This window comes from Variovorax sp. YR752 (assembly GCF_943372545.1).
In genome coordinates, this window is sequence record NZ_CALRZC010000155.1 from 1 (window position 1) to 20,483 (window position 20,483).

General features: G+C 68.9%; 20 protein-coding genes. 16 read left to right on the forward strand and 4 right to left on the reverse strand.

Translation table 11 applies throughout. The features are described 5' to 3' along the window. The 6 genes from AAG801_RS28160 to AAG801_RS28185 form a co-directional block, all read left to right on the forward strand. A partial coding sequence (locus AAG801_RS28160; RefSeq protein ID WP_341891351.1) for an ASPIC/UnbV domain-containing protein occupies positions 1-1,346 on the forward strand: 1,346 nt, incomplete at its 5' end. After that, the gene (locus AAG801_RS28165) at positions 1,334-2,686 is read left to right on the forward strand and encodes a vanadium-dependent haloperoxidase (protein ID WP_341891352.1); all 1,353 of its coding nucleotides are present in this window, start codon (positions 1,334-1,336) and stop codon (positions 2,684-2,686) included. The genes AAG801_RS28160 and AAG801_RS28165, both read left to right, overlap by 13 nt. Positions 2,687-2,708: 22 nt before the next feature. Beyond that, positions 2,709-4,403 carry a hypothetical protein gene (locus AAG801_RS28170; RefSeq protein ID WP_341891353.1) on the forward strand — a complete coding sequence of 565 codons (1,695 nt, stop codon included), beginning with the start codon at positions 2,709-2,711 and terminating at the stop codon, positions 4,401-4,403. Positions 4,404-4,430: 27 nt separating this feature from the next. Next, positions 4,431-5,486, forward strand: coding sequence for a sugar phosphate isomerase/epimerase (locus AAG801_RS28175; RefSeq protein ID WP_341891354.1), 1,056 nt, complete (start codon positions 4,431-4,433; stop codon positions 5,484-5,486). 10 nt (positions 5,487-5,496) lie between these two features. After that, complete coding sequence (locus AAG801_RS28180) at positions 5,497-6,696, forward strand: Gfo/Idh/MocA family oxidoreductase (protein ID WP_341891355.1); 1,200 nt, start codon at positions 5,497-5,499, stop codon at positions 6,694-6,696. Between the two features lie 70 nt (positions 6,697-6,766). After that, positions 6,767-8,419 carry a glycoside hydrolase family 43 protein gene (locus tag AAG801_RS28185; protein WP_341891356.1) on the forward strand — a complete coding sequence of 551 codons (1,653 nt, stop codon included), beginning with the start codon at positions 6,767-6,769 and terminating at the stop codon, positions 8,417-8,419. Positions 8,420-8,478: 59 nt separating this feature from the next. Here AAG801_RS28185 and AAG801_RS28190 read toward each other — a convergent pair whose 3' ends face one another. Next, on the reverse strand, positions 8,479-9,726 hold the full coding sequence (locus AAG801_RS28190; RefSeq protein ID WP_341891357.1) for an extracellular solute-binding protein: 1,248 nt from the start codon (positions 9,724-9,726) through the stop codon (positions 8,479-8,481). Positions 9,727-9,884: 158 nt separating this feature from the next. Between AAG801_RS28190 and AAG801_RS28195 the strand changes: the two genes are divergently transcribed. From AAG801_RS28195 to AAG801_RS28240, 10 genes are all read left to right on the forward strand, one after another. After that, complete coding sequence (locus AAG801_RS28195) at positions 9,885-10,916, forward strand: LacI family DNA-binding transcriptional regulator (protein WP_341891358.1); 1,032 nt, start codon at positions 9,885-9,887, stop codon at positions 10,914-10,916. 52 nt (positions 10,917-10,968) lie between these two features. After that, positions 10,969-12,309: an extracellular solute-binding protein gene (locus tag AAG801_RS28200; protein WP_341891359.1), complete on the forward strand. Its 1,341-nt coding sequence runs from the start codon at positions 10,969-10,971 to the stop codon at positions 12,307-12,309. Between the two features lie 47 nt (positions 12,310-12,356). Beyond that, entirely contained in the window at positions 12,357-13,301 is a 945-nt protein-coding gene (locus tag AAG801_RS28205) for a sugar ABC transporter permease (protein WP_341891360.1), read from the forward strand. 62 nt (positions 13,302-13,363) lie between these two features. After that, positions 13,364-14,254 (forward strand): carbohydrate ABC transporter permease, encoded by an 891-nt coding sequence (locus AAG801_RS28210; protein WP_341891369.1) that lies wholly within the window; start codon positions 13,364-13,366, stop codon positions 14,252-14,254. Further along, positions 14,251-14,439: a hypothetical protein gene (locus tag AAG801_RS28215; RefSeq protein ID WP_341891361.1), complete on the forward strand. Its 189-nt coding sequence runs from the start codon at positions 14,251-14,253 to the stop codon at positions 14,437-14,439. Before AAG801_RS28210 ends, AAG801_RS28215 begins: the two co-directional genes overlap by 4 nt. A gap of 2 nt (positions 14,440-14,441) precedes the next feature. After that, positions 14,442-15,587 carry an ABC transporter ATP-binding protein gene (locus AAG801_RS28220; RefSeq protein ID WP_341891362.1) on the forward strand — a complete coding sequence of 382 codons (1,146 nt, stop codon included), beginning with the start codon at positions 14,442-14,444 and terminating at the stop codon, positions 15,585-15,587. Next, positions 15,580-16,611, forward strand: a complete 1,032-nt coding sequence (locus tag AAG801_RS28225; RefSeq protein ID WP_341891363.1) for an ABC transporter ATP-binding protein — start codon at positions 15,580-15,582, stop codon at positions 16,609-16,611. The genes AAG801_RS28220 and AAG801_RS28225 overlap by 8 nt, the downstream gene beginning before the upstream one ends. 2 nt (positions 16,612-16,613) lie before the next feature. Next, entirely contained in the window at positions 16,614-17,201 is a 588-nt protein-coding gene (dhaL, locus tag AAG801_RS28230; RefSeq protein ID WP_341891364.1) for a dihydroxyacetone kinase subunit DhaL, read from the forward strand. 18 nt (positions 17,202-17,219) lie between these two features. After that, a complete protein-coding gene (gene dhaK, locus AAG801_RS28235) occupies positions 17,220-18,209 on the forward strand; it encodes a dihydroxyacetone kinase subunit DhaK (protein ID WP_341891365.1) in 990 nt (329 codons plus the stop codon). 119 nt (positions 18,210-18,328) lie between these two features. Continuing rightward, positions 18,329-18,520 carry a hypothetical protein gene (locus AAG801_RS28240; RefSeq protein WP_341891366.1) on the forward strand — a complete coding sequence of 64 codons (192 nt, stop codon included), beginning with the start codon at positions 18,329-18,331 and terminating at the stop codon, positions 18,518-18,520. A gap of 17 nt (positions 18,521-18,537) precedes the next feature. On the opposite strand, the gene AAG801_RS28245 is transcribed toward AAG801_RS28240, so the two are convergent. The 3 genes from AAG801_RS28245 to AAG801_RS28255 all read right to left on the reverse strand — a co-directional run. Then, complete coding sequence (locus tag AAG801_RS28245; protein WP_341891367.1) at positions 18,538-19,041, reverse strand: OmpA family protein; 504 nt, start codon at positions 19,039-19,041, stop codon at positions 18,538-18,540. A 9-nt stretch (positions 19,042-19,050) separates the two neighbouring features. After that, a complete protein-coding gene (locus AAG801_RS28250; RefSeq protein ID WP_341891368.1) occupies positions 19,051-20,325 on the reverse strand; it encodes a diguanylate cyclase in 1,275 nt (424 codons plus the stop codon). Beyond that, positions 20,322-20,483, reverse strand: a 162-nt coding sequence (locus tag AAG801_RS28255) for a YfiR family protein (protein WP_341891370.1), incomplete at its 5' end; no start/stop codon positions are given. The genes AAG801_RS28250 and AAG801_RS28255, both read right to left, overlap by 4 nt.

Here is a 20,483-nt window from a genome sequence, read left to right on the forward strand (position 1 = left end):
AGGAGCGCGCCGGGCTGGAGCTGACCAGCACGCTGGGCGCCTACCCGATCGATCTCGACGGCGACGGCCGGCTCGATCTCGCCGTGCTGCGTGTCGGCGAGACGCTGCTGATGCGCGGACTCGGCGACTGCAGGTTCGAGCGCGCCAACGAGCGCTGGGGCTTCCAGGGCGGCAACCAGTGGGTCACCGCCTTCGCGGCGGCGTGGCTGGGCCAGGACGCTCGGCCGACGCTGGCGATCGGCACCTACATCGACCGTGCGCGCCAGGACTTCCCCTGGGGCAGTTGCACCGACAACCAGCTCGTGCGGCCTGCGGCCGGCGAGGCGCTGAAGTTCGAGGCGCCGCTGCCGCTGAAGCCTGCCTACTGCTCGCTGGGCATGATGTTCACCGACTGGGATCGCAGCGGAACGCCATCGCTGCGCATCACCAACGACCGCGAGTACTACAAGGGCGGGCAGGAGCAGCTCTGGCATGTCGCGTCCGGCGCCGCGCCGCGCCTCTTCACGGCGGCCGAGGGCTGGAAGCCGTTGCAGATCTGGGGCATGGGCATCGCCAGCGCCGACCTCGACGGCAGCGGCTTTCCGTCCTACTACCTCACCAGCATGGCCGACAACAAGCTGCAGGTGCTGACCGCCGGTGCGTCGCGGCCCGAGTACCGCGACATCGCGTTCGCCAAGGGCGTCACCGCGCACCGCCCTTTCGCCGGTGGCGACGTGCACCCGTCGACCGCCTGGCATGCGCAGTTCGCCGACGTCAACAACGACGGCCTGCACGACCTCTTCGTCGTCAAGGGCAACGTCGGCAACATGCCGGACTTCGCGCTGCTCGACCCGAGCAACCTGCTGCTCGGCACGCCCGAGGGCCGCTACGTCGAGGCGGCGGGAGACAGCGGCCTGCTCAACTACCAGCGCGGCCGCGGCGGGCTGCTGGTCGACCTGAACAGCGACGGCCTGCTCGACGTGGTGATCGTCAACCGCTGGGAACGTGCGAAGCTGTGGCGCAACGTCGGCGCCGGCACGGCCGCGGCACCGAAGCCGATCGGCCACTGGCTGCAGCTGCGGCTGCGCCAGGACGGCGGCAACCGCGACGCGATCGGCGCCTGGCTGGAGGTCGAGGCCGGCGGGCGGATGCAGCGGCGGGAGCAGCTGGTCGGTGGCGGGCATGTCAGCGGCACGGTCGGTTTCCTGCACGTCGGGCTGGGCGAGGCGACCAAAGCGCGTGTGCGCGTGCTGTGGCCGGGGGCGAAGCCGCGGGATGCGGCACTGACCAGCCCCTGGTTCGAGGTCGCGGCTGACACGCACTACCTGCTCGATCGGCAGAGGGGGCTGGTGCCATGGCAACCCTGAAAGCCGCACTGCTCTCGCTGCTCGCGCTGGTCGGAACGGCACAGGCGCAGGTACAACAGACGATCGTTCCCGACGCCTCGCGCTACAGCGCCGCCGTGGCCACCGAGTGGTTTCGCGTCGTGCTGCCGGCGATCCAGCAGACGCCGGGGCAGTCGCCACCGGCGGCGGCACGCACGCTGGCCTACCTCGGCCTCGGTCTGTACGAATCGATCGTCGCCGGCACGCCGGGACGACGCAGCTTTGCCGGGCAGCTCGCCGAACTCGAATCGCTGCCCGCCGCACAGCCCGACGAGGTGCTGCACTGGCCGACGGTGGCCAACGCGACCATGGCCGCGCTGACGCAGATGCTGCTGCCCAACGCGCCACCCGACTGGAAGGCGCGCTTCGAGGCGCTGGAGCGCAACATGCCGGTGGCGCAGGCAGCCGACTTCGACCCGGCGCAGCGCACGCCCGAGGTCATCATCCGCTCCGAGACGCACGGCAAGCTGCTGGCGATGGCGCTGATGACCTGGGCGCGCACCGACGGTGGCCACGATGCGAGCGGAGCGCGGCGCATGCGACTGGATGCGGCCTACGTCTCACCCAGCGGCCCCGGCGCCTGGGTGCCGACGCCGCCGCGCTTCGCCCGCCCGCTGCTGCCGAACTGGGGTGACAACCGGCTCTTCATGTCAGCCGCGCTGCAGCGCTGTGCGCCGCCCGGGCCGCCGCCCTACGACGAGACACCGGGCTCCGCCTTCCACCGCGAGGCCGACGAAGTGCGACGCGCCGGCGTGCAGCCCACCGAGGAGCAACGCCGCGTGGCGCTGTACTGGGCCGACGATCCGGGCAAGACGCCGACACCCGCCGGCCACTGGGCCTGGATCCTCACCGACCTGCTGCGCGACCGCAAGGCCAGGCTCCCCGAGGCGGCCGAACAGTACGCGCGTTTGACGATGGCGATGTCCGACGCCTTCGTCGCGACCTGGAAGCTGAAGTACCAGCTCAACCTGCTGCGCCCGGTCACCTACATCCAGCTCGCCTTCGACGCCAACTGGGTGCCGCCGCTGATGGAGACGCCGCCCTTCCCCGAGTACCCCTCGGGCCACTCGGTGCAGTCGGGTTCGGCGGCGGCGGTGCTCGAGTCTTTCTACGGCAAGGACACGGCCTTCGAGGACCGCGCGCACAACGACCGCGGCTGGGGCCCGCAGCGCTTCAGGAGCTTTGCTGCCGCAGCCGATCAGGCCGCGGCCTCGCGGATGTATGCCGGCATCCATTTCCGCAGCGCCATCGAGCACGGCACGACGATGGGCCGCTGCATCGGCGCGCAGGCGCTCGGGTTGTCCACCCGTGGCACACCTTGACACCCCGCCCTACACTGCAGCGATGATCGGTAGCGCACCCGCACCGCTCGCTGCACCGAGGCCTGCCGGCCCGGGCGATGCGACGGTGCGCCACCTGCGCCAGGTGCTGCTGTGGCCGCTGCGGCTGCTGCCGCGAGCGCGCGGCGCCGGTGACAACGCCCCGCCCTGGCAGCACCTGCGCGACATGGCCGATCGTTCGCCCTGGCGCGAGGTGGTCGACGAGTTCACTGGCGACAGAGAAGGCTTCCACGAGCGCCACTACAACGAGTTCGTCTCCTTCCTGCCAGTGGTGCAGCGCTTCCTGTTCGGCGAGGGGCGCGCCGGCCGCGACAGCGAGCGCGACGACAGCGGTGCGCCGATGCGCGTGTTCCGCCGCAACGACATCGCCGCGGTGCGCGTGACGCCGCGGCCCGGCGATGCGCCGGTGCGGCTGGACATCGTGCACGTCGACCTGTACTTCTTCTTCGATGTCGACGTGGTGATGCTCAACGTCGAGGTCGCGGCCAACGACATGCCGCTGGCACTCGCGCAGGAGGTGCTGTACCGCTTCGGCCGCGCCTACCCGGCCGGCTGGGACGCGCAGGGCCGCGCGCTGAACTGCCTGTCCGCGCTCGAATGGCTGGGCGCCGACGGCAGCGTGCTGGCGCGCTCCGACGCGCAGGACCGCGACGCCTTCCTCGCCCATGTGGCAGAACATCGCGCGCCGCGCGTGGCCTCGCACTGGGCCTTCGTGCTCGCGCCGCTGGTGGCCGACCATGCCGACCACGACGCCGCACTGCGCGTGCGCCAGATCGAGTACTACCGCATGCCGATGATGGCCTACCTGGCGCTGGACGAGCCGCGCAGCCTGGCACGCGGCGACTTCATCCGGCTCGGCCTGGTCACCGGCGCGGCCTCGGCCGACGCCGCCCTGCCCTACGGCGAGCAGCACCTGGCCGACTTCGAGCAGCGTTTCTGCTACGACCGCTTCTGGGCCGACGGCGGCGCGGCGCCGAACACCCGCTACCTGTGCAGCGGCCATGCGCTGGTGGTGGTCGGCCCGGCGCAGTCGCCCTTCTACGGCTGCCGTGACCGTGGCGTGCTGGCGCAGTTCCGCCACCAGCATTTCCTGCTGTTCCTGATCGCGCATTTCCAGAAGGCGGCGCTGCTGATGTTCAGCGACCGGCTGGTCGAGGCGCTGAAGGGCCTGGACGTGCGCCGGCCCGCCAGCGTCAAGCGCTTCAAGCGCGCCATCCGCAGCAGCTTCGAGGGCTTCCTGCGCTTCACGCACCGCTACTGGTTCCACGAGATCTCGGACCAGGCGCAGGTGCGTGCGCTGTTCCAGATGTGCGCCGAGCACCTGAAGCTCGATTCGCTGTACGGCGAGGTCAAGGAGCGCATCCAGGACATGAACGCCTACCTCGACGCCGACAGCCTGCGCCGGCAGGCCAACACCGTCGTGCGCCTGACGGTGGTGACGATCTTCGGCCTGATCGGCACCGTGACCACCGGCTTCCTCGGCATGAACCTGCTGGCCGAAGCGGACGCGCCGATGTCGCAACGGCTGGCGATCTTCGCGCTCGTGTTCGGACTGACGACGGCGTTGACCATCTACACGATGGTCAAGTCCAAGCGGCTGTCGGACTTCCTCGATGCGCTGTCCGACGAGCAGCTGTCGAGCTGGCGCAAGCTGAAGGCGCTGGGCGCGGTGTGGCGCCCGGAGCGCCACGACGACTGACCTTCCACCTCTTCAAGGAGACACGCGATGGCAACCAACATCCAAGGCCCCGGCATCTACCTGGCGCAGTTCGCCGGCGACGTGGCACCGTTCAACTCCTGGCCAGCGATCACGAAGTGGGCGGCCTCGCTGGGCTTCAAGGGCGTGCAGGTGCCCTCGTGGGACGCACGCCTGTTCGACCTGGCGCTGGCCGCCGAGTCGAAGACCTACTGCGACGAGTTCGCCGGCGTCGCCCGCGCCAACGGCATCACCATCACCGAGCTCGGCACCCACCTGCAAGGCCAGCTCGTCGCCGTGCATCCGGCCTACGACGAAGCCTTCGACGCCTTCGCGCCCGCGGCCGTGAAGGGCAAGCCGGCCGAGCGGCAGCGCTGGGCCGTGCAGCAGATGCTGCTGTCGGCGAAGGCCTCGAAGAACCTCGGGCTCACGTCGAACGTCAGCTTCCCCGGCGCGCTGGCCTGGCCCTACCTGTACCCGTGGCCGCAGCGGCCGGCCGGCCTGGTCGAGACCGCCTTCGACGAACTCGCCAAGCGCTGGCGGCCGATCTTCGACGCCTTCGAGGACGCCGGCTGCCATGTCTGCTTCGAACTGCACCCGGGCGAGGACCTGTTCGACGGCGTCACCTTCGAGATGTTCCTGGAGCGCGTGGACAACCACCCGCGCTGCTGCATCAACTACGACCCCTCGCACTTCGTGCTGCAGCAGCTCGACTACCTGGCCTTCATCGACATCTATCACTCGCGCATCAAGGCGCTGCACATCAAGGACGCCGAGTTCCGGCCCGATGGCCGCCAGGGCGTTTACTCGGGCTACCAGCCCTGGGTCAATCGCGCCGGGCGCTTCCGCTCGCTGGGCGACGGGCAGGTCGACTTCAAGGCGATCTTCTCGAAGATGGCGCAGTACGGCTACGAAGGCTGGGCGGTGCTCGAGTGGGAGTGCTGCCTCAAGCACCCCGAGCAGGGCGCGGCCGAGGGCGCGCCCTTCATCCGCAACCACATCATCCGCGTGACGGAGAAGGCCTTCGACGACTTCGCCGGCGCCGCGCACGACGCCGCGCAACTCAAGCGCATGCTCGGACTCTGAGGATCACACGATGGCCATCGAAGGCAGCAAGAAGAACAGCGGTGCGCTGATGCCCGCGCGCATCCGCCTGGGCATGGTGGGCGGTGGCGAAGGCGCATTCATCGGTGCGGTGCACCGCATCGCGGCGCGGCTGGACGACCACTATCAGTTCGTCGCCGGCGCACTGTCGGCCACGCCGGAGAAGGCACGGCGCTCGGGGCTGGCCATCGGCCTCGCGCCGGAGCGCATCTACAGCGACTACGAGGCGATGGCCAAGGCCGAGGCCGCGCGGCCCGACGGCATCGAGGCGGTGGCCATCGTCACGCCCAACCACCTGCACGCGCCGGTGGCCGAGGCCTTCCTGAAGGCCGGCATCCACGTCATCTGCGACAAGCCGGTGACCACGACCAGCAAGGACGCGAAGAAGCTGCTCGCGCTGGCCACGAAGAAGAAGCGGGTCTTCGCCGTCACCCACAACTACACCGGCTACCCGATGGTGCGCCACGCGCGGCAGATGGTGCGCGAGGGTGCGCTGGGCGAGATCCGCGTCGTGCAGGTCGAGTACCCGCAGGACTGGCTGACCGAGAAGCTGGAAGCCACCGGCCAGAAGCAGGCCGAGTGGCGCGCCGACCCGAAGCGCAACGGCATCGGCGGCGCGATCGCCGACATCGGCACCCATGCGCACAACCTCGCCGCCTACATCACCGGGCTGCAGATCAGCCAGCTGTGCGCCGAGCTGAGCAGCTTCGTGAAGGGTCGCAAGCTCGACGACAACGCGCAGGTGATGCTGCGCTACGCCAACGGTGCCCGTGGCCTGCTGTGGGCCAGCCAGGTGGCGCCGGGCAATGAGAACAACCTGCGCATCCGCGTCTACGGCAGCAAGGGTGGCATCGAGTGGAAACAGGAGCATCCGAACCAGCTGCACTGGTCGCCGTTCGGGCAGCCGACGCAGGTGATCTCGCGCGCCACCGGCGCGGCCAATGCCAGCGCGGCGCGGGTCACCCGCATCCCGTCCGGCCACCCCGAGGGCTACCTCGAAGGCTTCGCGACGATCTACAGCGAGATCGCGCAGGCCATCCGCGCGGCGCGCAAGGGTGGTGCGAAGGCCGCGAAGCCGGATCCGGCCGCGCACTTCCCGACGCTGCGCGACGGCATCGATGGCGTCGCCTTCATCGAGGCCGTCGTCGCCTCCTCGGCCAAGGGCGGCCGCTGGGTGCGCTTCAAGCCCTGAATCAGCCTGTCCACCGAGCGCGGCTTCGCCCGCGCTTTCTTCGATGTCCGATGAAAACGTTGCCACGATCATGACCACTGCGACGATCCACAACCCGGTGCTGCCGGGCTTCCATCCCGACCCGTCCATCCTGCGTGTCGGCGAGGACTTCTACCTCGCCACCTCGACCTTCGAGTGGTGGCCCGGCGTGCGCCTGCACCACTCGCGCGACCTGGTGCACTGGCGGCCGATCGGCTACGCGCTGACGCGCACCAGCCAGCTCGAGATGCGCGGCAACCCCGATTCCGGCGGCATCTGGGCACCCTGCCTGAGCTGGCACGACGGGCTGTTCCACCTGATCTACACCAACGTGCGCAGCATGCTCGGTGCGCACAAGGACACGCACAACTACCTGGTCACCGCGCCGCGCATCGACGGCCCCTGGTCGGAGCCGGTCTACCTGAACAGCAGCGGCTTCGACCCTTCGCTGTTCCACGACGACGACGGGCGCAGCTGGCTGCTCAACATGCAGTGGGACCATCGCCCCGGCCACCATCCGTTCTGCGGCATCCTGCTGCAGGAGTACGACCGAAGCGCGCAGCGGCTGGTCGGCACGGTGCACCGCATCTTCCTCGGCACCTCGCTCGCGGTGACCGAAGGCCCGCACCTCTACAAGCACGACGGCTGGTACTACCTGCTGACCGCCGAGGGCGGCACCTTCTACGAGCACGCGGCAACGCTGGCGCGTTCGCGCTCGATCACCGGCCCCTACGAACTCAGCCCGCACCATCCGCTGCTGACGGCACACGGCAGTTCGCCTGCGGGGCTGCAGCGCGCCGGCCACGCCAGCATCGTCGACACCGGACGGGGCGAGTGGTACCTCGCGCACCTGTGCGGGCGGCCCGTCGAGTGGCGGCACGACGCGCCGGCCGAGCCGCCTGCGGTCTACTCGCTCGATGCGCTGCACTGCCCACTGGGCCGCGAGACCGCGCTGCAGAAGCTCGAGTGGACAGACGACGGCTGGTTGCGCCTCGCCCATGGCGACAACCTGCCACGCAGCGCGGTGCCGGCGCCGAAGCTGCCGCCCGCGCCCTTCCCCCCCGAACCCGAGACGGATCACTTCGACTCACCCGTGCTGTCCTCGCACTGGAACACGCTGCGCGCGCCGGCCGGCGACTGGCTGTCGCTGACCGAACGGCCCGGCCACCTGCGCCTGGTCGGACGCGAATCGCTGATGTCCGCCTTCGACCAGAGCCTGGTCGCGCGGCGCCAGCAGGCCTTCGACTGCGAGGCCGAGACCTCGCTCGACTTCGCGCCGGCCGACTTCCAGCAGTGCGCCGGCCTCGTCGCGTACTACAACACGCGCAACCACGCCTACCTGCACGTCACCCACGACGAGGTGCTCGGCGGCCGGGTGCTGCGGCTGATACTCAACAACCGCGGCGCGTCCAGCGAACCGGCGGTGCCGCGGCCCCTGCCCGCCACCGGCACGGTCGGGCTGCGCGTGCGCTTCGAAGGCACGGCGCTGCGCTTCTCCTGGCGGATGGCCGGCGCCGACTGGCAGGACATCGGCCCGGCCATTCCGATGGCGATGCTGTCCGACGAGCACGCCACCCACTTCCACGGCGACAACGTGGCGCACGGCTTCGGCTTCACCGGCAACTACATCGGCCTGGCCTGCCAGTCGCTCGGTGGCGTGCTGGCGGTGGCCGACTTCGATCACTTCCGCTACAGCGAGTGCTGAACACCCTCCGGAAACGAAGAAGGGCCCCGCGGGGCCCCTCGTTCGTCGTGCGTCGGGAATCAGCGCCGCACGCGCTTCTCGATCTGCGACTTCGCGTCGACCAGCGCCTGCTTGATGTCCTTGCCCTTCTCGAGCACGTTCTCGAGCTCGGCATTGACGATCTCCTGCGCCACCGGATCCTGGCGATGCACGGCGGTCGCCGGGATCTTGTTGGCAGAGACCTTCCACAGCTGGCGCGCCTTCTGCTCGCCGAGGAAGGCGATCGGCTGGTCGACGAAGGCGTCGTCCTGCGCGGCCACCAGCGACGGGAAGGCGTCGAGCGCACGGAAGGCGCGCAACTGCTGCTCCTTGTCCAGCGTCATGAACTTGATGAACTCCCAGGCCAGCTTCTTGTTCTCGGCCTTCTTCGGGATCGCATAGAACGAGCCGCCCCAGGACGCGAACGCACCGGCCGGCAGCTGCGCCGAGCGCCAGTTGCCCTTGGTGTCCGGCGCCAGCCAGCTGGCCAGGTGGCCGCCCAGCCAGGCGCCCATCATCTGCGTGGCGATGCGGTCGCGCTTGAAGCCCTCGCCCCACTCGGGCGACCACGCTGCGGTCTTGGCGTCGATGCCCGAGACACGCGCCGCCTTGGCCAGTTCGAAGGCCTTCTGGAAGCGCGGCGAGTCGACCAGCACCTTGCCGCCCTTGTCGAAGTAGATGCCCTCGCCGTCCTTCAGGCCGGAGCGGATGTAGATGTCCTTCAGGTCGACCGCACTGGCGATCATGTAGGCACCGGTGGCGGCCTTGACCTTCTTGCCCGCGTCGACGAAGCCGTCCCACGACTTGGTCAGGTCAGCCTCGCTGACGCCGGCCTTGTCGAGCAGGTCCTTGCGATAGAACAGCGCGCCGGGGCCGATGTCGGCCGGGATGGCGGCGAGTTTGCCCAGGCCGCTCATCGCCTGCGGATAGGTGAAACGCGCGAACTGCTTCTGGTACTGCATCGCGCTGTATGGCGCCGCGCCGAGGTCCTCCAGACCACCCGACTCGGCGAATCGCCCGATGAAACCGATTTCAACAGCCATCACGTCAGGCAGCTTGGTGCCGGTGGCCAGCGCGGTCGTCATCGCAGTGTGGTGGTCGGGGTAAGCCAAGCTCACCAGTTTGATCTCGACGTCCGGAAACTTCTTCTTGAACTCGGGGATGGCGACCTTCACCGCCTCGTCGAAGCTGGGGAAGGACGCCACCGTCAGCGTCGTTCCGGCCAGCGCCGGGCCGCACGCCCACACACCCAGCAGCAGCGCGCCAGGACCGATCAGTCGCCTCAACATCGTCTCCTCCTCGTTGGTTTGGGACACACGCTGGTGATGCTAGGCACCTTGAAAACGTTGTCAAGCAGGTGAACCCCAGGACCATGCTGCACCCCCTTGAAACCCTGATTGATTTATTTATTGATGGTTCTAACCTGAAGCCATCCGACCTGCCCACCATGTCGACACCGACCACCATCGCCGACATCGCCGCCCGTGCCGGCGTCGGCACGGCCACGGTCGATCGGGTGCTGAACAAACGACCCGGTGTCAACGCCGAGACGATGCAGCGGGTGTTGCAGGTGGTGGCCGAGCTGGGCTCGCCGCCACCGCGCGGCCGGCCGCGCCAGGGCGCCAACTTCCGCTTCGCCTTCGTGTTGCCGGCCGAATCGTCGCCCTTCGTCGAGCTGGTCGACCGGCTCATCGCGCAGATGGCGGGCGAGTTCCGCCACCAGCACATCACCGAAGTGACGCACCGGCTGCCGACCGCCGACGCCAACCAGTTCGCCACCGAGCTCGCGCAGCTCGCCGACTGCGACGCGGTGGCGGTGATGGCGCCCGACCTGCCGCCGGTGAAGCTGGCCATCAACGAGCTGGTACGCACCGGCGTGCACGTGATCACGCTGTTCAGTGACGTGGCCGGCTCGATGCGCGAGACGCACATCGGCGCCGACAACCGCGCCGCCGGCCGCACCGCCGGGCTGCTGCTGGGCCGCATGGCCGGCGGGTCGCGCGACACGCTGCTGCTCAGTTCGCAGGCGACGCGCCTGTCGGCCGAGATCGAGCGCCGCATCGGCTTCGCGCAGGTGGTCGAGGAGCGCTTCCCGAAGCTGAAGGTCGTGCGCACGCCCGACCTGCCGCCCGGCGATGCCGCTGCCAGCCGCGCGATGCTGCGCTTCCTGCGCAGCAAGAGCGTCGACCCGGGCCGCATCGCCGGCATCTACAACGTGGGTTCGGGCAGCGCCGGCGTGGCGCGGGCGCTCGAGAGCCTGGGGCTGACCGGCACGGTCGGCGTGGTCGCGCACGACTTCAGCGACGAACACCGCGCGCTGCTCGGCGCCAGCGGCCTCGCCTACGTGCTGCACCAGGACATCCACTACTGCATCTCCACCGCCGCGCGCGTGCTGCGCGCACTGTGCGAGAACGTGCGCGGGGCACTCAACGTGGTGCAGCCGCGCGTCGAGATCCTGACGGCCGAGAACCTGCACTGAACGGCGGTCGGATGTGTGTGCTCGTGAATCGAACAAACGTTAGGAGACCCTCATGACCTCTTTGCTGAAGAAGCTGCCGGCGCTGTCGACGCTGGCAGTGGCCGCCCTGCTCGGAATGGGCGGCACCGCCGCGCAGGCACAGGACAAGACCATCACGCTGTGCTGGGCCGCCTGGGACCCGGCGAACGCGCTGGTGGAACTGTCGAAGGACTTCACCGCCAAGAGCGGCGTGAAGATGAAGTTCGAGTTCGTGCCCTGGCCGAACTTCGCCGACCGCATGCTCAACGAGCTCAACAGCAAGGGCAAGCTGTGCGACCTGATCATCGGCGACAGCCAGTGGATCGGCGGCTCGGCCGAAAGCGGCCACTACGTCAAGCTGAACGACTTCTTCGCCAAGGAAGGCATCAAGATCACCGACTTCGCGCCGGCCACCGTGACCGGCTACGCCGAGTGGCCCAAGGGCACGCCGAACTACTGGGCGCTGCCGGCGATGGGCGATGCACTCGGCTGGACGTATCGCAAGGACTGGTTCGCCAAGCCCGAACTGCAGGCCGAGTTCAAGAAGAAGCACAACCGCGACCTGGCCGCACCGAAGACCTGGACCGAGTTCAAGCAGGTCGCCGAGTTCTTCTCCGGCCGCATGATCGACGGCAAGAAGGTCTACGGCACCTACCTGTTCACCGAGCGCGGCTCGGAGGGCATCACGATGGGCGTGAGCAACGTGCTGCACCCGATGGGCTTCAAGTACCAGGACCCGAAGAAGCCGTACGCGATGGACGGCTTCGTCAACGGGCCGGACGCGATCAAGGGCCTGGAGTTCTACAAGTCGCTCTACAAGTGCTGCACGCCGCCGGGGCTGACCAACTCCTACATGGGCGAGGGCCTGGACGCGTTCAAGTCCGGCCAGGTGGCGATGATGATGAACTGGTTCGCCTTCTTCCCGGGCCTGCACAAGGACCCGAACGTCGGCGGCGACAAGATCGGCTTCTTCGTCAACCCGTCCGACAAGGGCAAGGGCTCGCAGCTCGGCGGCCAGGGCATCTCGGTGGTGTCGTACTCGCCGAACCGAAACGAGGCGCTGGCCTACATCAAGTGGTTCGCCTCGCCGGACGTGCAGAAGAAGTGGTGGGCGCTGGGCGGCTACTCCTGCCACAAGGCGGTGCTGAACGACCCCGGCTTCAAGAAGAGCGCGCCGTTCGCGGCCGAGTTCCTCGACGCGATGGACCAGGTGGTCGACTTCTGGGCCGAGCCGAGCTATGCGCAGCTGCTGCTGGCCGAGCAGAAGCGTGTGCATGACTTCGTCGTTGCCGACAAGGGCACGGCGAAGGAGGCACTCGACGGGTTGGTCGCCGACTGGAAGAAAGTCTTCAAGGAAGACGGGAAGATCAAGTGATGCCACGGGGCCGGCCTGCAAGCCGGCCCCGACAGCACAGCAAGCACATGTCCTCCGTCATCCAACGCGCCGCACAGGCCACGCCCGCTCCGCTCGCACGGCGCATGCGCGGCCTGTCCGACCGCGCCATCGCCTGGCTGTTCATCGCGCCGACGATGCTGCTGCTGCTGGCGATCAACATCTTCCCGTTGATCTGGACGGTGAAGCTCAGCTTCACCAACTTCCGCGCCAACCGCCCGAACGCGGAGGTGCTCGGCGTGGGCATCGACCACTACGTCAGCATCCTCACCGACCCCGACATCTGGGGCCCGATGCAGGCCACCGCGCATTTCCTGTTCTGGACGATCACGCTGCAGACGCTGATCGGCTTCACGCTGGCCTACCTGATCGACCGCAAGTTCCGCGGCCACGGCTTCTGGACCACGCTGATCCTGATCCCGATGATGCTGAGCCCGGCAGTGGTGGGCAACTTCTGGGCCTTCCTCTACCAGCCGCAGATCGGCCTGTTCAACTACGCGGTGAGCTTCTTCACCGGCCTCCCGCCGTCGAGCTTCGAGATGCTTGGCTCGGTGAAGCTCGCACCCTGGGCGATCGTGATCGTCGACACCTGGATGTGGACGCCGTACGTGATGCTGATCTGCCTGGCCGGGCTGCGCAGCATCCCCGACTACATCTACGAGGCGGCCGAGGTCGACCGCGCGTCCACGTGGCGCCAGTTCTGGAGCATCACGCTGCCGATGGTGCTTCCCTTCGTGATGCTGGCCGTGCTGTTCCGCGGCATCGAGAACTTCAAGATGTTCGACCTGGTCAACCTGTTGACCAACGGCGGGCCAGGCTCGACCACCGAGGTGGTGTCGATCACGCTCAAGCGCGAGGCCTTCGAGAAGTGGCGCACCGGGTACTCATCGGCGCTGGCCATCATCCTGTTCGTGGCGGTGTTCGGTCTGGCCAACATCTACGTCAAGGCACTCAACGCGGTGAAAAACAGATGAGCCAAGGCATCAGCACTGCCCACTCCGTCGTCGAACCGACGGCCACCTCCAAGCGCATCGCGATGGCCGTGGTGGTGCTGTATACGCTGATCACGCTGGTGCCGCTGCTGTGGATCCTGCTGACCAGCATCAAGAGCCCGCCGGACTCGATCAGCTACCCGCCCAAGGTGTTCTTCCAGCCCTCGATCGAGGGCTACTGCAACCTGTTCACGACGCGCTCGCGGCAGACCGAGGAATACCTGAAGAGCCTGCCGCCGCCCGACGACGCCTGCGAGCAGATCGCGCGCAAGAACAGCATGGTGGTGGTCAGCCGCTCGAACTACCTGCCGCGCTTCGGCAACTCGCTGATCATCGCGATCGGCTCGACGATCCTGTCGGTCGGCCTCGGCGTGATGGCGGCCTACGCCTTCTCGCGCTTCAAGGTGCCGGGCAAGGACGACCTGATGTTCTTCATCCTGTCGACGCGCATGATGCCGCCGATCGCCGTGGCCATCCCGATCTACCTGATGTACCGGGAGCTCGGCCTGTCGGACACCAAGCTCGGCATGATCCTGCTGTACAGCGCGGTGAACGTCTCGCTGGCGGTGTGGCTGCTCAAGGGCTTCATCGACGAGATCCCGCGCGAGTACGAGGAGGCGGCGATGGTCGACGGCTACACGCGGCTGCAGGCCTTCCGCAAGGTGGTGCTGCCGCAGGCCACCACCGGCATCGTCGCCACCGCGATCTTCTGCCTGATCTTCGCCTGGAACGAATACGCCTTCGCGGTGCTGCTGACCAGCGGCGACGCGCAGACCGCGCCGCCCTTCATCCCGATCATCATCGGCGAGGGCGGGCAGGACTGGCCGGCGGTGGCCGCGGGCACGATGCTGTTCCTGATCCCCATCCTGGTGTTCACCGTGCTGCTGCGCAAGCACCTGCTGCGCGGCATCACCTTCGGAGCGGTGCGCAAATGAGCCCGAACTCACGCTGGCCGAAATGGCTGCGCCGCGGCCCGCTGGAGATGGCTGCCTGCGTGGTCATCGCGCTGGGCATCTTCATGATGCTGCAGCCCTTCGCGCTGGTGCTGTTCACCTGGTCGTTCGTGACCACGCTGGCCGGCGTCCTGATGTTCACGATCGTCTCGAAGTTTCCGGATTGACGATGGCCGAGATCCGCGTCCAGAACCTGCACAAGGCCTTCGCCGACTTCACCGCGGTGAAGGACTCGAGCTTCACCGTGAAGGACGGCGAGTTCTTCTGCCTGCTCGGCCCCTCGGGCTGCGGCAAGACGACCACGCTGCGCATGATCGCCGGGCTGGAGCTGCCGACTTCCGGGCAGATCTTCCTGGGTGGCGAGGATGTGAGCTTCAAGCGCGCCTCGCACCGCGACATCGCCTTCGTGTTCCAGCTGTTCGCGCTGTACCCGCACATGAACGTGCGACGCAACATCGCCTTTCCGCTGGTGTCGCAGGGCGTGCCACGTGCCGAGATTGCTGCCAAGGTGGCCGAGGCGGCGCGTGTGCTGCGCATCGAGCACCTGCTCGACAAGCCGGTGTCGGGCCTGTCCAGCGGCGACCGGCAGCGCGTGGCGCTCGGCCGCGCTATCGTTCGCCAGCCACTGGCGTTCATGATGGACGAACCGCTCGGCGCGCTCGACTCCGAGTTCCGCGAGCTGATGTGCCAGGAGCTGCGCGGCCTGCACGACCGGCTGAAGGCGACGACGGTCTACGTGACGCACGACCAGCTCGAGGCGATGTCGATGGCCGACACGATCGCGATCATGAACCAGGGCGTGATCGAGCAGCTCGGCGCGCCGCAGGAGGTCTACGACCGGCCGGCCAGCGTGTTCGTGGCCGACTTCATCGGCTCACCCTCGATGAACTTTCTGCCCTTCGAGGGCGGCTACACGGCCGGTGCGAGGCAGGTGCGGCTGGGTGACGCGCTGCTGGCCGCGCCCGAGCTGCGCGAGGATGCCCCCGGGCCCAGCCTGCTGTACGGCGTTCGCCCCGAGCACGTTCGCTTCAGCACCGAGTCTGCGTTGCGTGCCGAGGTGCTGGGCACCGAGTACCTCGGCACCAGCCAGGTGGTCACCTGCCAGACCGCGCAGGGCACGACGCTTCGTGCGCGCGTCGGCACCGACGTGCCGGCACAGCGCGGCGACCAGGTCGGCCTGGCCTTCGACGCGACACAGGTCTCGCTGTTCGACGCGGCGAGCGGCCGCGCGCTGCGTACCGTGCGGCACGAGGCCGCCTCGCCCACACGTGCCTCGCGCTCGCACGCGGCCGTTGCCGGAGCAGCCCATGGCTGACCTGGTCCTCACCGACATCACCAAGCGCTTCGGCGAGGTGCAGGCGATTGCCGACATGAACCTCGAGGTCGCCTCGGGCGAGTTCATCGTGCTGCTCGGCCCCAGCGGCGCCGGCAAGACCACCACGCTGCGTCTCGTCGCCGGGCTGGAGAAGCCCGACGCCGGCACGGTGCACATCGGCGGCCACGACATGACCACGCTGGCGCCGGCGCTGCGCGACGTGACCTTCGTGTTCCAGCAGTACTCGCTCTACCCGCACCTGAACGTGTTCGACAACCTCGCCTTCCCCCTGCGCTCGCCGATGCGGCGCCTCCCGGAAGACGAGGTGCGCCGCAAGGTCAACGAGGTGGCCAGGCTGCTGCGCATCGAGGACAAGCTGGCCAACCCGGCGACGAAACTCTCCGGCGGGCAGATGCAGCGGGTGGCGATCGGCCGCGCGCTGGTGCGCGAGCCGGCGGTCACGCTGATGGACGAACCGCTGTCGTCGCTGGACGCCAAGCTGCGCAACGACCTGCGCCTGGAGCTCAGACGCATCCAGCAGGACCTGGGGGCGACGCTGCTCTACGTCACCCATGACCAGACCGAGGCGATGACGCTGGCCACGCGCATCGGCGTGCTGGAGAAGGGGCGGCTGGTGCAGGTCGGCACGCCGCAGCAGATCTACCAGGACCCGGTCAGCAGCTACGTCGCCGCGCGCCTGGGCGCGCCGCGCATCAACCTGCTGCCGCGCGCGGCGATCGGCAACCTGCCCGCGCCGGCGGCCACCGCCACCGTCGGCGTGCGGCCCGACGGCACGCGCCTGGCACCGGCCAATGGTCGCGACCGCGGCCACGCGCAGGCGCTGGTACGGCGCATCGAACACCTCGGCGACCAGACGCATGTGCACGTGGCGCTGGGGGGCGACGTCGAGCTGGTCACGCTTTGCCACGACACCGCCGGCCTCGAGCCCGGCCGCGCCGTGTCGGTCGAGTTCAGCGCGCCGCTGTTCTTCGACGCCGCCGGCCAACGCATTCCCGGAGTCTGACGATGGACCTCAAACGAACCCTGCAGGCCTGCACGCAGGTGCTGGTCGACCATGTCGAGGAGCTCACCGAACTCGACTCGGCGATCGGCGACGGCGACCACGGCCTGAACATGCGCCGCGGCGCGCTGGCCATCCAGGCGAAGATGGACGAACTGGAGACGAAGAGCCTGAACGAGGCGCTGAAGATCATGGGCATGACCTGCATGTCCACCGTCGGCGGCTCGTCCGGGCCGGTGTTCGGCACGCTGATGGTCACGCTGTCCAGGGAACTGCCGGAGCAGCCCGCATCGGCGGACGTGGCGCGTGCACTGGCTGCCGGCATTGCGGCACTCGGCAAGCTGGGCAAGGTCGAGGTCGGCCAGAAGACGCTGCTGGACGTGCTCGACCCGGTGCAGAAGGTGCTCGCTGCGGGTGGTGACGGCCTGGTCGCCCGCGCCCGCCAATGCGCGCTGGACAGCGCGCAGGCGACGGCGAACATGGACGCCCTCAAGGGCCGCGCCTCCTTCCTCGGCGACCGCGCGCTCGGCCATGTCGACCCGGGCTCGCGCTCGATGGCGCTGATCATCTCCACCCTCTGCGACACGCTCTGACCACAAGGCAGGCCCGCCATGAAGAAGCTCATCAACGACGTCGAGACCGTGCTGGCCGAGAGCCTGGACGGCTTTGCCGCGGCGCATGCCGACATCGTCTCGCTCGGCGCCGAGCGGCAGTTCATTCGCCGCCGGAACATCACGCCCGGCAAGGTCGCACTGATCTCCGGCGGCGGCTCCGGCCACGAGCCGCTGCATGCCGGCTTCGTCGGCCTGGGCATGCTCGATGCCGCCTGCCCGGGCCAGGTGTTCACCTCGCCGACGCCCGACCAGATGCTCGCCGCGGCGCAGTCGGTCGAGGCAGGCGCCGGCGTGCTCTTCATCGTGAAGAACTACTCCGGCGACATGATGAACTTCGAGATGGCTGCCGAGATGCTCGACCGCGAGAACGCGACCGTCATCGTCAACGACGACGTGGCCGTCGAGAACTCCACCTACACCACCGGCCGGCGCGGCGTGGCCGGCACGCTGATCGTCGAGAAGATGGTCGGCGCGGCGGCCGAGCGGGGCATGAAGCTCGCCGAACTGAAGGCGCTCGGCGATGCGGTCAACAAGGCGACCGCCTCGATGGGCGTGGCGCTGACCTCCTGCACCGTGCCGGCCGCCGGCAAGCCGACCTTCCAGATCGGCATCGACGAGATGGAGATGGGCGTGGGCATCCACGGCGAGCCGGGCCGGCGCCGCGTCAAGCTGACGACGGCCGACGACATCGCGGAGGAACTGACCGGCGCCATCCTCAAGGACCTGTCGCTCAAGCGAGGCCAGGAGGTCATATTGCTGGTCAACGGTTTCGGCGGCACGCCGCTGCTCGAGCTCTACGTGATGGTCAATGCGGCGCGCAAGGTGCTCGGAGGCGCCGGCGTGAAGGTCGCGCGGCACCTCACCGGCTCCTACGTGACCTCGCTCGAGATGGCCGGCTGCTCGATCACCGTCAGCGCCGTCGAACCCGCGGCGCTGGCACTGTGGGACGCACCGGTGCACACCGCGGCGTTGCGCTGGGGCGTCTGAGGGGCCCCCCGAATCGGTAACGCCGCTTCGTCATCGTGAACTTTCCACGTAGACTACACACTGTTACAAGGTGGCTGCAACCACAGCGGCCCGCCGTGAAGTCAAGCAAGGGGACGACGATGACCGAAACCACACCTGTGCGCGCCTACCAGGAATCCCGCATCGAGGACGAGCCGATCCTCGGCCCGGTGCTGGCGCTGCCCGATGGCCGCATCCAGCCGCTGACCTGGACCGAGAAACTGATGCTGGCGCTGCACCTGACCAACGCCAAGATGCTCGAGGCGCGCTACTACAAGCCGGCCAGCGCCTGAGCGGCGCCGGGTCGGCCTCAGTCGACCCGCACGGTGACGACGACGCGGCGGTTCTGCGCCCGGCCCTCGGGCGTGGCGTTGTCCGCCACCGGTCTGGAGAAGCCCAGGCCGCGCCGCTCGATCGCGGCGTCGCTCATGCCACCCTGCACGAGTCGCAGGGCCACCGTTTGCGCCCTGCGCAGCGACAGCGTCTCGTTGTGGCGTGCGCTGCCGACGTTGTCGGTGTGGCCCTCCACGATCACCCGTTCGATGCCGACCGAGCCGAGCCCGCGTGCCACCCCGGCGACGGCGTCGCGGCCGGCGTCGGACAGTTCGTCGACGTTCGACTCGAACAGCAGCTTTACGCCGAGGTTGAGTTCCCACTGGTCGTCGGCGGCGACGAAGCCGAGCCGCTGCAGCGCAGCGACCCTCTCGACCCGGCTGTCACGCGCCGGCGGAGCGGTCTGGCAGCCCGGTAGCAGCATCGTCGCCAGGCCCGACAGCAGCAGCCGGCGCCCGACATCCATCCTGATCGCACCCACTTCGCACTCCTAGGCGGCCATCGGCCGCGGCAGGTCGTCGACACGCGCCTCGAACAGCTCGACAGAGCCGCGCGAACGCGCCTTCGCGCGATACATCGCGGCGTCGGCCGCCGCCAACCATTGCTCCAGGCCGCCGCCTGTCTCGGGCAGCATCGCCAAGCCCACGCTCGCACTGGCGTCGATGCGGCCGAAGGCGGCACTCTCGATCGGCGTGCGGATCGCCGCGGCGATCTTGGCGGCGATGCGCTGCGCATCCTCCGCCGCACGCACCGGGCAGAGAAGCACGGCGAACTCGTCGCCGCCCAGCCGGGCCACGAAATCGCCGTCGCGCAGTTGCGAGCGGATGCGCCGTGCCACCTGCACCAGCAGTTCGTCGCCGGCTGCATGGCCGAGCGCATCGTTGACCGCCTTGAAGCGGTCGCAGTCGAGGAACAGCAGTGCCGCCGTCTCGCCCCGCGTGCGCGGCGCGCAGGCGACCCGCGTGGCATGTGCCAGGAAGTTCGCCCGGTTGGGCAGACCCGTCAGGTTGTCGTGGAACGCGAGGTATGACAGCGACTCGTTGGCCGTGCGCAGCGTCTCGTGCTTGGCCACCAGGCTGGCCTCGCGCTGCTCGATCTCGGCCAGCAGCGCGTTGAAGTCTTCGCCGAGGTCGTGGATCTCCTTGACTGTCGCCGCCGGCGCGCGCATCTCCAGCGCGCGCTCGATGCGGGCGGTGCGCGTCAGCGCGGCCAGGCGGTTCAGCGGCCAGACGATGTCGCGCTCGATGCGGCGCGACAGGCGCGCCACCAGCCAGGCATTGGCCGCCGTGCACAGCACGATGGCCGCCAGCACCTTCACCAGGTAGGCGAGCGAACCGACACCGCGGCCCTGCACGCGCACCTCGCCGTACGGCCGCCCTTCGTGGACGATGCGGGCGCCGGCCTCCTGGGCGAACAGCAATGCCGCCACGTCGGCCAGCGCGGCGTCGACCAGCGTGTCGTTGCGGGCCTCCCAGGCCGCCAGCGTGCGGCCCTGGCTGTCGACGATCTGCGCACTGCGCAACTGCTCGCGCTCGGCCACCATCGCCAGCACTTCCTGGGCGGCCACGCCGTCGCCGAACACGGTCGCCGCCTCGGCGGTGTACGAGATCGAGCGCGCCACCAGCGTCAGGTTGTGGTCGACCTGGCCGCGCAGCGTGACGAACGAGACCACCGTCAGCACCACGGCAGCCGCCACCACCGCCGCCAGGCCGAGCCGCAGGTGCGCGGCGCGCAGCGCGTCGAGCAAGGGCTGTCGATCGCTCACCGCGCCGCTCCCGGTGTGCCGCGCGCGATACGCAGCACCATCGGATGCACGCGCAGCCCGCTGCGCGCGATCGCATCGAGGTTGGCCCCGAAGCGAACCGAGGGGGCGGCGGGTTCGAGGCAGAACATGCCGCCGTCGCTGCAGAAGTCGGCGCCCTC

Excerpts from the sequence above, each read along its gene's own strand:
- dhaL (WP_341891364.1), top strand. The coding sequence starts at position 16,614 with ATGGACCTCAAACGAACCCTGCAGGCCTGCACGCAGGTGCTGGTCGAC.
- dhaK (WP_341891365.1), top strand. The coding sequence starts at position 17,220 with ATGAAGAAGCTCATCAACGACGTCGAGACCGTGCTGGCCGAGAGCCTG.
- AAG801_RS28225 (WP_341891363.1), top strand. The coding sequence starts at position 15,580 with ATGGCTGACCTGGTCCTCACCGACATCACCAAGCGCTTCGGCGAGGTG.
- AAG801_RS28180 (WP_341891355.1), top strand. The coding sequence starts at position 5,497 with ATGGCCATCGAAGGCAGCAAGAAGAACAGCGGTGCGCTGATGCCCGCG.
- AAG801_RS28195 (WP_341891358.1), top strand. The coding sequence starts at position 9,885 with ATGTCGACACCGACCACCATCGCCGACATCGCCGCCCGTGCCGGCGTC.
- AAG801_RS28205 (WP_341891360.1), top strand. The coding sequence starts at position 12,357 with ATGTCCTCCGTCATCCAACGCGCCGCACAGGCCACGCCCGCTCCGCTC.
- AAG801_RS28185 (WP_341891356.1), top strand. The coding sequence starts at position 6,767 with ATGACCACTGCGACGATCCACAACCCGGTGCTGCCGGGCTTCCATCCC.
- AAG801_RS28175 (WP_341891354.1), top strand. The coding sequence starts at position 4,431 with ATGGCAACCAACATCCAAGGCCCCGGCATCTACCTGGCGCAGTTCGCC.
- AAG801_RS28170 (WP_341891353.1), top strand. The coding sequence starts at position 2,709 with ATGATCGGTAGCGCACCCGCACCGCTCGCTGCACCGAGGCCTGCCGGC.
- AAG801_RS28210 (WP_341891369.1), top strand. The coding sequence starts at position 13,364 with ATGGCCGTGGTGGTGCTGTATACGCTGATCACGCTGGTGCCGCTGCTG.
- AAG801_RS28220 (WP_341891362.1), top strand. The coding sequence starts at position 14,442 with ATGGCCGAGATCCGCGTCCAGAACCTGCACAAGGCCTTCGCCGACTTC.
- AAG801_RS28215 (WP_341891361.1), top strand. The coding sequence starts at position 14,251 with ATGAGCCCGAACTCACGCTGGCCGAAATGGCTGCGCCGCGGCCCGCTG.
- AAG801_RS28200 (WP_341891359.1), top strand. The coding sequence starts at position 10,969 with ATGACCTCTTTGCTGAAGAAGCTGCCGGCGCTGTCGACGCTGGCAGTG.
- AAG801_RS28190 (WP_341891357.1), bottom strand. The coding sequence starts at position 9,726 with ATGTTGAGGCGACTGATCGGTCCTGGCGCGCTGCTGCTGGGTGTGTGG.
- AAG801_RS28165 (WP_341891352.1), top strand. The coding sequence starts at position 1,334 with ATGGCAACCCTGAAAGCCGCACTGCTCTCGCTGCTCGCGCTGGTCGGA.
- AAG801_RS28240 (WP_341891366.1), top strand. The coding sequence starts at position 18,329 with ATGACCGAAACCACACCTGTGCGCGCCTACCAGGAATCCCGCATCGAG.